This window comes from Cellulomonas shaoxiangyii (genome assembly GCF_004798685.1).
GTDB lineage: Bacteria > Actinomycetota > Actinomycetes > Actinomycetales > Cellulomonadaceae > Cellulomonas > Cellulomonas shaoxiangyii.
Map to the genome: position 1 here is coordinate 2,914,934 of NZ_CP039291.1, position 12,620 is coordinate 2,927,553.

Consider the following 12,620-nt stretch of genomic DNA (forward strand, 5'->3'; position numbering starts at 1 on the left):
GGCACGTCACGTGCCGCTGCCCGAGCCGGTGTCGGTGGCCTGGTCCCCACGGACGCTGCTGACGCGGGCGCGCTCGGCCGTGCTGTCCGCCTCCATCGCCTGCGCCATCTTCCGCTCGGACGGGATCCGCTTCTGCCGGGGGTCGAACGCGTCGCGCAGCCCGTCACCGATGAAGTTGATCGTCAGGGCGATGACCACGATGAACAGGCCCGGCCACCAGAACAGCCAGGGGCGCGTCGAGAACGCCTGCTGGTACTCGTTGATGAGCTGCCCCAGCGAGATCTCCGGCCGGACGATGCCGAACCCGAGGTAGGACAGCGCCGTCTCGAGCAGGATCGCCGAGCTCATGAGCAGCGTGACCGCCACGATGAGCGTGCCGATGGCGTTGGGCAGGATGTGCTTGAAGATGATCCGCAGGTCGCTCGCCCCGGCCACACGGGCCGCGTCCACGAACTCCCGTTCGCGCAGGGAGAGGAACTCCCCGCGCACGAGCCGCGCGAGCGTGGTCCAGAGGATGAGTCCGAGCGCGAGCGCGAACACCACCCCCGAGACGCCGCCGGCGAGCTTGCCGACCACCGCACCGATGACGATCGTCGGGATGGTGATGACGAGGTCCGTCGCGCGCATGAGGAGCGTGTCGACGCGACCGCGGAAGAAGCCCGCCGCGGCGCCGACCGCCACGCCGATGAGCGCGGCGACCCCGCCGATGATGACCATGACCATCAGCGACGTCTGCACGCCGGCCATGACCCGCGCGAAGATGTCGCGCCCGATCTCGTCCTGACCGAACGGGTGCGCGCCGATCGCGAAGCCGTCGCCGCCCAGCCAGGTCGGCATCGACAACGTCGGTGCACCGCCCGGGTTGACGACCGGGCCGTGCTCGTAGGGCGTCCACTGCCACCACCCCGGCACGGGCCCGACGCCGACGGAGGTCAGCGCGAGCAGGGCGGTCAGGGCGAGGACGGCCAGGCCGATCATGGCGCCCTTGTGGCGGAAGAACCGGCGACGCACGATCTGGCCCTGCGAGAGGCCGGCGACGTCCTGGAGCTCGATGGCGTTCTCGAGCCGCTCCTCGGGCTGCGGTGTCGTGGAGGTGCTCATGCGTCCAACCGGATCCGGGGGTCGATCGCCGCGTACACGAGGTCCGCGACGATGTTGGCGATGATGGCGAGGGACGCGACGACGAGCAGGTAGGCCATGACCGGCTCGATCTCCGCGTGATCCAGGGAGCGGACGAAGAGCTGCCCCATACCGGGCCGTCCGAACACGTTCTCGGTGATGACCGCGCCGCCGATCAGCGTGATGACGTCGATCGGGACGATGGTCGCGAGCGGGATGAGGGCGTTGCGGAACCCGTGGCGCACGATGACGAGACGCTCCGGCAGGCCCTTGGCCCGGGCGGTGCGCACGTAGTCCTGGTTCATCACCTCGAGCATGCTCGAGCGTGCGTAGCGGGTGTACGACGCGAACGCGATGAGGACCAGCGTCGCCGTCGGCAGGATCAGGTGCGTGAAGGAGTCGAGCACCTGCACCCAGTAGTTGCCGCCGAGGTTGGGCGTCCGGTCACCGAAGGTCGGGATCGGCCGGCCGCCGAGGGCGTCGAAGTAAGGGCCCCAGACGCTCATCACCTGGTCCACGAAGATCAGCGTCCCCATGACGAGCGCCACGGCCGCGCCGGTGCGCGCCGACAGCCGCCAGTCCGGCCCGCCGTACAGGCGGCCGATGCCGTAGCCGACGGCGACCGTGACGAGCGCGAGGAGCGCCGTGAGCCAGTGCGACTCGGTCATCTGGTCGAAGGCGACCTGCATCGGGAAGTAGAGCGCCACGCCCAACGCCACGACCGTCAGGCCCGCGTACAGCGCGCGCCGGTTGTGCAGGCCCGCGAAGACGCCGGCGACGGCGAACGCGGACCCGGCCCCCAGCAGCGCGAGCAGCACGGGCCCGATCTGCGGACGCTCCCACCAGCCGGTCAGCTGCACGTAGGCGAGGAGCGCCACGTTGGCCGCGGCGGCGATCGCGAACACCTGCACGCGCCGTCGCGCGGTCCCGCCGATCGCGAGCGCCCACAGCAGCCCGACGAGCAGCGAGGCCCCGATGATCACCGGCCAGGCGATCACCGGGTCGCGCAGGAAGTCGTTGAAGCCGATCGCACCCCACTGCTTGAGCAGCACCGCGACCCAGAAGGACGGCAGCGAGAACAGGAGGAACGAGAAGAAGATGATCACGTAGTCGAACGCGCTGTACTGGCGCAGGGCCGACACGATCCCGACCGTGACGCCCACGAGCAGCGACAGCACGGTCGCGGCGGAGACGAGCTCGATGGTCGACCCGATCGCGCGGGTCAGCTGGTCGCTCACGGCCTGGCCGGACTGCCACGCCTCGCCCATGTCGCCGGTGAACAGGGCGCCGATCCACCAGAAGAACCGGATGACGACGTTGACGTCCAGGTCGAGCTGCTCGGTCCGCTGCGCGATGAGCTGCTCCTTGTTGGCAGCGGTGCTCTCGATCAGGTCGGCCAGGGGGTCGATGGCTGCGTTGACCAGGATGTACATGAGGAACAGCGCCACGAACAACGTGACGAGTCCGGCCGCGAGGCGGCGCAGGAGGAAGTTCAGCACAGGGCTACCTCGCAGGGACAGGAAGCCGGACGACGGGGATCGTATCCCGGCGGCTTCCGCTTGAGGTGGGCGGGGGTGTCACGGTGGGGCAGCGTACGCGCACGACGGAGGGCGCCGCGGTCGGAGCCTCGGCGCCCTCTGTCGTCGAGCACTGTCGGGGCCCCGGCGCGGGGCTTCACCGCGCCGGGGACCCGACGACTCACTCGGTCGCGTCGTCGGTGGCCGCGTCGCCCGCGGACCACTCCCAGAAGCCGTAGAAGATCGTGGGCGCGATGCCCAGCTTCTGGACGTTGCTGATCTTCTCCGGGTTGTAGGCCGTGATGCCCGGGTGCTGGTAGATCGTCACGCCGAACGCGTCGTCCACCAGGTGCTTCTCGACCTCGCCCAGGATGCGCTCCTGCTCGGCGGGGTCGGTCTCGACCTGGAGCTCGTCGAACAGCGCGTCGACCGCGGGGTTCGAGTAGCCGTAGTAGTTGTTCGTCGCGTCGGTGCGGAAGTTCGCGTCCGGCTCGGTGACGGCCGTCGAGGTCGACTGCCAGCCGAACAGCGCCGCGTCGTAGAACGCCGTGGCGTTCGACAGGTCCGTGCCCCAGTCGGTCTGGACCGTGTAGGGGATCACGTCGAAGCCGGCCTCGGCGGCCGACGTCTTGATGAGCTCGAACGTGTTCGAGCGGCGCGTGTTGTTCGGGTCGAACAGCAGGCGGACCTGGACCGGCGTCGTGACGCCGACCTGCTGGAGCAGTGCCTGCGCACCCGCGATGTCCACGTCGGCGTACTCGGCGCCCTGGCCGCTGGCCTCGGCGATCCCCTCGTACATCGGCGAGTCCGGGACCTGCGTGAAGGAGTTGCGGACCTCGGCCTCGGGGTTCAGGGGCTTGATGAGGTTCTCGACGATCTGCTCGCGCGGGATCGTCTTGAGGAACGCCTGGCGGACCTGCTTGGCCTTCTCGGCGTCGCCGCCGTAGGTGGCCGGGTCGAACGGGCCGCCGTTGGCCTGCTGCATGTCCACGTGCTCGTACGTGCCCTCGACGTTCGTCTCGACCTCGATGGTGTCGATCGCCTCGAGCGCGGTCAGGACGTCGGCCGTCGACTGCGGGCTGATGAGGTCGACCTCACCGTTCTGCAGCGCCTGGACCTGGCCCATCGGGTCGCCGTTGTAGCGGACCGTGATCTGGTCGAAGGCCGCGGGGCGGTCGCCCTCGTAGTTCTCGTTGGCCGTGAGCGTGAGGTACTGCTCCTCGACGAAGTCCGTGATGGCGTACGGGCCCGAGGTGACCAGCAGGTCCTCGTCCTCCGGCAGCGAGGCGAAGTTCCAGTCCTCGCTCCAGACCTTCGCGATCTTGGAGAGCTCCTCGGGCTTGTTCTCCGTGATGGCGGCGACGAGTGCCTCGGTCGCCTCCTCCGGGTCCTCGATGCCGAGGGCGCGCTGCGCGACGATGTGCGCGGGGAGGTTGCTGTCGAGCGACGTCTCCCAGTCCGCGAACGGCTTGGAGTAGACCATCGTGATCGAGTTGTCCTCGATCGTCGGCGTCTCCTCGATGAGCGCCACGGAGGGGCTCGCGGCGTCGAAGTACACGCCGGCGTCGACCGCCTCCTGGTTCGTGACGTTGCCCTCGTCGTCGAGCTCGGGCTCCACGTTGTTGAACTTGCCGCTCTGGGCCGCCCACTCGAGGAGCAGGTCGGCCGGGCCGGCCGCGACGCCGTCGGACCACATCGCGCTGTCCGCGTAGGTGAACTCGACGGTCAGCGGGTCGTCGTTGACCTTCTCCATGGTGCCGAAGGACTCGTCGGCGACGAGCTCCAGCTCCATGTTGTAGTCGACGAAGCGCGAGTTGGCCATGTACGTGATGATGTTGTTGGCCGTCGCGTTGCCCGTGATGCTCTCGCCGTTGAAGGAGTAGAACGGCTGGTTCCAGGCGATGTTGATCGCGGTGTTGGCGTTGATGCCCGCGTTGTCGCCCTCACCCTCGGCGGTGTCGCCACCGTCCGAGCCGGAGCAGGCCGCGAGCGCAAGGACGCTGACTGAAGCGACCGACGCGAGGACAGCCTTGCGTGTAATCCTCAATGTTCCTCCTGAGACGTGGAGGGCGCGGCCGCAGCAGTCCCACGTCTGGCGCGGGGTGCCCGCGGAGCCTTACTCGCCCGCCGGGAATTGCGCCAACGCTAGCCCCGCGCCAACGGACATATCGGGCATGGACAGGTGCCCAGGTCGATCGTTACCTGATTGATACTGGTGAGTACCGTCCATCATACGAGACGCGCACAGCCGCAACGCGCCGGAAACACGCGTGATACTTACCACGTCCGGGTGACGTCGCGCCAGCGGCCCCCGCGGAGGGTCAGACGTTGAAGCGGAACTCCACGACGTCGCCGTCCGCCATCACGTAGTCCTTGCCCTCGATGCGCGCCTTGCCGGCAGCGCGCGCCGCGGCGACCGAGCCGGTCTCGACGAGGTCGTCGAAGGAGACGACCTCCGCCTTGATGAAGCCCTTCTGGAAGTCGGTGTGGATCACGCCCGCCGCCTGCGGTGCCGTCCAGCCGCGGCGGATCGTCCACGCGCGCGACTCCTTGGGGCCCGCCGTCAGGTACGTCTGCAGGCCGAGCGTGTGGAAGCCGACGCGCGCGAGCTGGTCGAGACCCGCCTCCTCCTGGCCGTTCTCCCCCAGCATCTCCCGCGCCTCGTCGGGCTCGAGCTCGACGAGCTCCGACTCGAACTTGGCGTCGAGGAACACCGCGTCGGCGGGCGCGACGTACGCGCGCAGCTCGTCCTGCATCGCCGTGTCGGCCAGACCCGCGTCGTCGGTGTTGAACACGTAGATGAACGGCTTCGTCGTCATCAGCTGGAAGGACGCGAGGTCGGCCAGGTCGAGGCCCGCGGCCGCCGCACCCTGGAACAGGGTCGTGCCCTGCTCGAGCAGCCCGAGCGCCTGCTGCGCCGCGGCGAGCTCGGCGGCGTCGGCCTTCTTGGCGCGCACCTCCTTCTCCAGGCGCGGCACGGCCTTCTCGAGCGTCTGCAGGTCCGCCAGGACGAGCTCCGTGTGGATCGTCTCGATGTCGTCCTTCGGGGAGACCCGGCCGTCGACGTGCACGACGTCGGGGTCCGCGAACGCCCGCGTCACGACGCAGATCGCGTCGGCCTCGCGGATGTTGGCGAGGAACTTGTTGCCCAGGCCCTCGCCCTCGCTCGCGCCGCGCACGATGCCGGCGATGTCGACGAACGAGACCGTCGCCGGGAGGACGCGCTCCGAGCCGAAGATCTCCGCCAGCCGGTCCAGCCGCGGGTCCGGGAGCGGGACGACGCCGACGTTCGGCTCGATCGTCGCGAACGGGTAGTTCGCCGCGAGGACCTGCGCGCGCGTCAGCGCGTTGAAGAGGGTGGACTTGCCGACGTTGGGCAGGCCGACGATGCCGATGGTGAGCGCCACGTCGGACGAGTCTACGGGCGCGCCGCGGGTCGGTCGTCGCCGGGCGCCGTCCCGGCACCGGCCGGCGCCACCGTCACGGGAACGCGCGCATGCGCCCCAGCAGGTCCGGGCCCGTGCGGTCCAGGATCCGCCCGCCCCACACCACGCCGCCCACCAGCAGGCCCGTGCCGAGGACGAGCCCCACGGCGAGGGCCACCCAGCCGAGCGCCGTCGAGCCGCGGACGACCGCGAGGACCGTGAGCACGAGGGTCGGGGCGGCGAGGGCCAGGACCGCCGTACCACCCACGAGCTGCGACGTGAACGCGGCCGCGCCCACGCCCTGCTTGGTGGAGAACGGGTTGTCGCCGGGCTGCTGCACGGGGTAGACGACGAGGGCCGAGACGACCGAGGCCCCGCCGAGGGACGTGAGCAGCAGGCCCAGGCCCGCGCCCAGCAGCGCCGGCAGGTGCTGGACCGCGTCCGCGTGGACCGCCGTCCCGACCGTCACCGCGACCGTCGCGACCGCGCCCAGCGTCCCGGCGACGACCACGCGTCCGCGCCGGTCCACGACCCCGCGCACCGGCGCGGCCAGGTGGGTCCAGAAGGCCGTGCCGTCGTAGGCGACGTCCGCCGAGACGCTCCACCCCACCAGGACACCGGTGAGCGGCCCGCAGACCAGCAGCATGTCGCCCGCCCCCGACAGGCCGAGGACGACGGGGAGGACCGGCACGATCGCGACCGCCGTCGCGTAGCGCGGGTCGCGCAGCCAGTACGTCGCCGCGCGCGCCGCGATCGCTCCCGCGGGCGTCGCCGGCAGCCGCCCGAACCAGCCCAGGCCGCGCGCCTTCACCTCGTGCGACGCCGCCACGGGCTGCACCAGGCTGCGCGTGAGTGCGCGGTCCCACACGAGGTAGGCGAGCGCGACGGTCGCGACCGCCACGAGCAGGCGCAGCGCGGCGGCGCCGGCGTCCCCCGCCGCGACCGCCGCCCCCAGGCCCCACGCGGCGCCCGGCGGCGTCCAGCCGAGGACGTCCACGACGCGCCGCAGCCCGCCCTCGCCGAGTGCCGCGACGCCGTTCGTGAGCCCGGCGAGGATCGGACCCGTCAGGGCGAGGAGCAGCACCGCGAGGACCGCGACGAGCTCGCGGACGCGCCTGCGGGCGATGACCGGCGCCAGTGCCGCCGTCGTCGCCCGTGCCCCCACGAGGCACGTCGCGAGCGCGAGGACCGCACCGACGACCGCCGCCAGCGCCGCGAGCGGCTCGCGCCACCAGACCGCGGCCGTCCCGAGCGCCACGAGTGCCGTCACCACGCCCGGCACACCGACGAGGCCCGCGAGCGTCAGCCCGACGAGCAGGTCGCGGCGCGGCACGCCGTACGTCACGAACCGGCGGGGGTCGAGGGTCGCGTCGACGCCGAACGCGACGAGCGGCACGACGCACCAGCCGAGCACGAGCGCGGACCCGAGCAGCACGAGCACCGTCTCGCGCAGCGCCGCGTCCTGGAACGACAGCGCCACGAGCCCCGCCGCCACGAGCGCCAGCACGAGCACCCCGTACAGCGCCGCCGCGACCAGCCCGAGCACCTGCCAGACGCTGCGCCGCAGGCTGTTGCGCAGCAGCGTGAGCTTCAGACGGACGAGGTGCCCAACCACTCCAGCCCCTCCCCCGTCACGCGGCCGCCGACCAGGTCGACGAACCGCTCCTCCAGCGACCGGCCCGCGCGCACCTCGTCGACCGTGCCCGCCGCCAGCACGTGCCCGCCGGCGATGACGGCCACGTGGTCGCACATGCGCTGCACGAGGTCCATGACGTGCGACGACACGACGACCGTGCCCCCGCCCGCGACGTAGCGGGCGAGGATCTGGCGGATGTTCGCGGCGGACACGGGGTCGACCGCCTCGAACGGCTCGTCGAGCACGAGCAGGCGCGGCGCGTGCACGAGCGCGCAGGCGAGCGCGACCTTCTTCGTCATGCCCGCCGAGTAGTCGACGACCAGCGTGTTCGCGTCCGCCGCGAGGTCCATCGCCGTGAGCAGGTCCCCCGTGCGCGACTCGACCGTCGGGCGGTCCAGGCCCTGCAGGAGCCCCGCGTAGGTGATGAGCTGCGCACCCGTGAGGCGGTCGAACAGCCGCACGCCGTCGGGCAGCACGCCCAGCGAGCGCTTGACCTCCACCGGGTTCGCCCACAGGTCGACGCCGTGCACGTGCACCGTGCCGTGGTCGGGCCGCAGCAGCCCGGTCGCCATCGAGAGGGTCGTCGTCTTGCCGGCGCCGTTCGGCCCCACGAGGCCGTAGAACGAGCCGGCGGGGATCGTGAGGTCGACGCCGGCCACGGCCACCTTCTCGCCGAACCGCCGCCACAGGCCGCGCAGCTCGAGCGCGGGTGCGCCCGGGACGACGTCCCCGGCGGGGGCGGGGACCGGCGCACCGGTCGGCGGGGCGGTCGGCGGGGTGGTCGGCGGGGTGGTCGGCGGGGCGGCGGGCGCGCGGTCGGCCGGCTCGGGCGGGTGCTCGGTCGCCATGGCGGCCAGCATAGGTGCAGGTCCGTAGGGGTCCGGGCTGCGTGGGGGCGACGCCGGCGCCCGTGGGGCGCGGGACGCGCCCGTGGCTCCGGGCGCGGCGCGCGGCACCGGTGTCGGTGGGCCCTGGCAGGGTGCGCGCCATGGTGCAGATGTCGGTCGGTGCGCTCGTCCTCACGCTGCTCGCGGGCGTCCTCGTCGGCGCGCTGCTCGGCGGCGCCGTCGCGTGGGTCGCGGCGGGGGCGCGGTCGGCGCGGACGGCGGAGCGCCGCATCCGCGCTGCCGAGGTCGAGGCGATGCGGGCACGGTCCCTCCTCGAGGCGCGCGGCGACGGGGACGACGAGCGGTTCCGCGCGCTCGCGGCGGACGCGCTCACCGCGACGAGCGAGCAGTTCCTCGCGCTCGCGCACCAGCGCATGGCGGCCGAGCACCAGACCAGCGCCGCCGAGCTCGCCCGGCGCGAGGAGTCCGTCCGGACGATGGTCGAGCCGATCGCCCGCACGCTGGAGCAGGTGCGCGGCGAGCTCGCGACCGCGCAGCGGGCGCGCGCCGCCGGCGACGCCGCGCTCGGCGAGCAGGTGCGCGCCATGCGCGAGGCGTCCGAGCACCTGCGGGGGCAGACGTCGCAGCTCGTCACGGCCCTGCGGTCGTCGCACGTGCGGGGGCGGTGGGGCGAGGTGCAGCTGCGCCGGGTGGTCGAGGCCGCGGGGATGCTCGCCCACGTCGACTTCGTCGAGCAGGCGTCGGTGCGCACGGACGACGGCGTGCTGCGCCCCGACATGGTGGTGCGGTTGGCGGGTGGCAAGAACGTCGTCGTCGACGCGAAGGTCGCGTTCCTCGGCTTCCTCGAGGCGAGCGAGGCGACGGACGAGCGCGTCCGCGCGGAGCGGATGGCGGCCCACGCCCGGCACCTGCGCGCCCACGTGGACTCCCTCGCGGCCAAGCGCTACTGGGACCAGTTCGCCCCCGCGCCGGAGTTCGTCGTCATGTTCGTGCCGGCCGAGTCCTTCCTGCACGCCGCGCTCGAGCAGGACCCGGCGATCGTGGAGTACGCGTTCGAGCGCAACGTCGTGCTGGCGACCCCGACCACGCTGCTCGCCCTGCTGCGCACCGTCGCCTACGCGTGGAAGCAGGACGCCCTCGCGGCGAACGCGCAGCAGGTCCTCACGCTCGGCAAGGAGCTGCACGGGCGCCTCGCCACGCTGGGCGGGCACCTCACCCGCCTCGGCCGCGCGATCGACACGGCAGCGGGCGCCTACAACCAGACCGTCGCGTCGCTCGAGACCCGGGTGCTGGTGAGCGCCCGCCGCTTCGCGGACCTGCACGTCGTGGACGAGGACCTGCCGACGCCCCCGCCCGCGGACCCGCGCCTGGCCGCCGTGAGCGCCCCCGAGCTGGTCGCCTTCTCGACCGCGCAGGCGGTGGTGCTCGACGAGCGGGCGCGCGACGGGCACGACGCCGACGCCCGCACGGGTGCGGGCTGACGGGCGCTGACGGGCGCACCATCTCGCCGTGCGCCCAGGGCCGGACGGGCCCGGACGCCGGACGGGTCAGACGGGCTGGACGGACAGGGCGCGGCGCCCGCCGCGGCGCGGCCGCGGGTCCGGGGCGCCGCCGGCCTTCAGGTCCGCGCGCAGCTCGCGGGGCAGCGAGAACATGAGGTCCTCGGTGGCGGTGCGGACCTCCTCGACGTCGCCGAAGCCGAGCTCGGCCAGGCGGGCGAGGACCTCGTCGACCAGCACCTCCGGCACGGAGGCGCCCGACGTCACGCCGACCGTGACCGCCCCGTCGAACCACGCCGGGTCCATCTCGGTCGCGTTGTCGATCCGGTAGGAGGAGCGGGCGCCCGAGTCGAGCGCCACCTCCACGAGCCGCACCGAGTTCGAGGAGTTGGCGGACCCGACCGTCAGGACGACGTCGCACGCCGGCGCCAGCTTCTTCACCGCGACCTGGCGGTTCTGCGTCGCGTAGCAGATGTCGTCGCTCGGCGGGTCCTGCAGGAGCGGGAACCGCTCGCGCAGCCGGCGCACCGTCTCCATCGTCTCGTCGACCGAGAGGGTCGTCTGCGAGATCCACACGACGCGCTCCGGGTCGCGCACGACGACGGCGTCGACCGAGTCCGGTGAGTTCACCACCTGGATGTGCTGCGGCGCCTCCCCCTGCGTGCCCTCGACCTCCTCGTGCCCGTCGTGGCCGATGAGCAGGATGTCGAAGTCGTCCGACGCGAACCGCACGGCCTCCTTGTGCACCTTGGTCACGAGGGGGCACGTGGCGTCGATCGTCTGGAGGCTGCGGGCCTCCGCGGACGCCCGCACCGCCGGCGAGACGCCGTGCGCGGAGAACACCAGGCGGGCGCCCTCGGGCACCTCGTCCGTCTCGTCGACGAAGACGGCGCCGCGGGCCGCGAGGGTCTCGACGACGAACTTGTTGTGCACGATCTCCTTGCGGACGTACACCGGCGCGCCGTAGTGGTCGAGCGCCTTCTCCACGGCGACCACGGCACGGTCGACGCCCGCGCAGTAGCCGCGCGGGGCAGCGAGCAGCACGCGTCGGCGCACGTCGGGCCGGTCGGTCGCGGGAGAAGTCACCGCACCAGTCTAGGTGGCCGCCCGCGCGCACTCCCGGGGACGCTGGTGCCGCTCGGGTGGGCACGTCGTGGCGATCGTGTGGGCGCGCCGGCCGGGCGGTCCGGCCCGCCGACCGGACGGGGACGTCGGTGCAGTGCGGCAGGCTGGTGGGGTGGACGTCGACAGCAGCCCGGGCACCGGTGAGCGCAGCGGCGCGAACGGCACGGCGGACGCCGCGCCGGAGCGCCTGCCGCTGCCCCTCAAGGCCGGGGAGACCACGCCGGAGCGCCCCTGGCCCGTGCGCCACCTCGCCCCCAAGGTCGCGGACTACGTCGCCCGGATGCCCGCCGTGTGGGTCGAGGGGCAGGTGCTCAACCTGCGCCGGTGGAACTCGCTGCTGTTCCTGACGCTGCGTGACACCGACCTCGACATGTCGCTGTCGGTGACGCTGCCCGCCGTGGCGGCGATGTCGCTCGGCGAGCGGTTCCACGACGGCGCGCACGTCGTCGTGCACGCGAAGCCGCAGTTCCAGCCGAAGAAGGGCTCGCTCGGCTTCTCCGCCGACCGCGTCCGGCTCGTCGGCCTCGGCGAGCTGCTCGCGCGCATCGAGCACCTCAAGGGCGTGCTCGCGGCCGAGGGACTGTTCGACGCGAGCCGCAAGCGGCCGCTCCCGTTCCTGCCCGGCGTCATCGGGCTCGTGTGCGCGCAGCAGGGCGACGCGGAGCACGACGTCGTGTCGAACGCCCGCGCCCGCTGGCCCGCCGTCCAGTTCGAGGTCCGCCGCGTGACCGTGCAGGGCCCGTCGGCGGTCCCCGAGGTGACGGCGGCCATCGCCGAGCTCGACGCCGACCCGCGCGTGGACGTCGTGGTCGTCGCGCGCGGGGGCGGGTCGTTCGAGGACCTCCTGCCGTTCAGCAACGAGACGCTCGTGCGCGCCGCCGCCGCGTGCCGCACGCCCCTGGTCAGCGCGATCGGCCACCACATGGACTCCCCTCTGCTCGACCTGGTGGCGGACCTGCGGGCCTCGACGCCGACGGACGCGGCCAAGCGGGTCGTGCCGGACGTCACCGAGGAGCGGGCGCGCCTCGTGCAGGCCCGCACGCGCGCGCACGCCGCGTTGCAGCACCGGCTCGCGCGCGAGGAGCACCACCTCGCGCAGCTGCGCTCGCGGCCCGTCCTCGCGCAGCCGTGGACGCTCGTCGACCCGCACGAGGTCCGGCTGCACCGGGCGGTCGACCGCGGGCGCGGGATCCTCGACGGCGCGCTCGGCCGGGCGGCCGGCGAGGTGGGTCGGCTGGCGGCGCAGGTGCGCGCGCTGTCGCCCGCGGCGACGCTCGAGCGCGGGTACGCCGTCGTGCAGCGTGCGGACGGCCACGTCGTGCGCTCCCCCGACGACGTCGCGGCCGGCGACGCCCTGCGCGTGCGGCTCGCCGACGGCGAGGTCGCGGCGACCGTGGACCGCTGACGCACCGGGTACGACGCGGACCCGCGCGGGCGTGCCGGGCCCGTCG

Annotated in this window: 9 protein-coding genes; 2 read left to right on the forward strand and 7 right to left on the reverse strand. The window is 73.1% G+C overall.

Annotation, left to right across the window (positions count from 1 at the left end):
• Positions 1-6: 6 nt before the first annotated feature.
• The 6 genes from E5225_RS13125 to E5225_RS13150 form a co-directional block, all read right to left on the reverse strand.
• Positions 7-1,101 (reverse strand): ABC transporter permease, encoded by a 1,095-nt coding sequence (locus E5225_RS13125; protein ID WP_135973203.1) that lies wholly within the window; start codon positions 1,099-1,101, stop codon positions 7-9.
• On the reverse strand, positions 1,098-2,618 hold the full coding sequence (locus E5225_RS13130) for an ABC transporter permease (RefSeq protein ID WP_135973204.1): 1,521 nt from the start codon (positions 2,616-2,618) through the stop codon (positions 1,098-1,100). Before E5225_RS13130 ends, E5225_RS13125 begins: the two co-directional genes overlap by 4 nt.
• Before the next feature lie 199 nt (positions 2,619-2,817).
• Positions 2,818-4,683, reverse strand: coding sequence for an ABC transporter family substrate-binding protein (locus tag E5225_RS13135; protein ID WP_135973205.1), 1,866 nt, complete (start codon positions 4,681-4,683; stop codon positions 2,818-2,820).
• 274 nt (positions 4,684-4,957) lie between these two features.
• Positions 4,958-6,043: a redox-regulated ATPase YchF gene (ychF, locus tag E5225_RS13140; protein ID WP_135973206.1), complete on the reverse strand. Its 1,086-nt coding sequence runs from the start codon at positions 6,041-6,043 to the stop codon at positions 4,958-4,960.
• Positions 6,044-6,116: 73 nt separating this feature from the next.
• The gene (locus E5225_RS13145) at positions 6,117-7,676 is read right to left on the reverse strand and encodes a hypothetical protein (RefSeq protein ID WP_135973207.1); all 1,560 of its coding nucleotides are present in this window, start codon (positions 7,674-7,676) and stop codon (positions 6,117-6,119) included.
• Entirely contained in the window at positions 7,652-8,545 is an 894-nt protein-coding gene (locus E5225_RS13150) for an ABC transporter ATP-binding protein (RefSeq protein ID WP_135973208.1), read from the reverse strand. Before E5225_RS13150 ends, E5225_RS13145 begins: the two co-directional genes overlap by 25 nt.
• Positions 8,546-8,685: 140 nt before the next feature.
• Here E5225_RS13150 and E5225_RS13155 point away from each other — a divergent pair, with 140 nt between their 5' ends.
• Complete coding sequence (locus E5225_RS13155; RefSeq protein WP_243738186.1) at positions 8,686-10,026, forward strand: DNA recombination protein RmuC; 1,341 nt, start codon at positions 8,686-8,688, stop codon at positions 10,024-10,026.
• Between the two features lie 66 nt (positions 10,027-10,092).
• Here E5225_RS13155 and E5225_RS13160 read toward each other — a convergent pair whose 3' ends face one another.
• Positions 10,093-11,130, reverse strand: coding sequence for a 4-hydroxy-3-methylbut-2-enyl diphosphate reductase (locus E5225_RS13160; protein WP_135973209.1), 1,038 nt, complete (start codon positions 11,128-11,130; stop codon positions 10,093-10,095).
• A 151-nt stretch (positions 11,131-11,281) separates the two neighbouring features.
• Between E5225_RS13160 and xseA the strand changes: the two genes are divergently transcribed.
• The gene (gene xseA / locus E5225_RS13165; RefSeq protein WP_135973210.1) at positions 11,282-12,574 is read left to right on the forward strand and encodes an exodeoxyribonuclease VII large subunit; all 1,293 of its coding nucleotides are present in this window, start codon (positions 11,282-11,284) and stop codon (positions 12,572-12,574) included.
• Positions 12,575-12,620 lie beyond the last annotated feature (46 nt).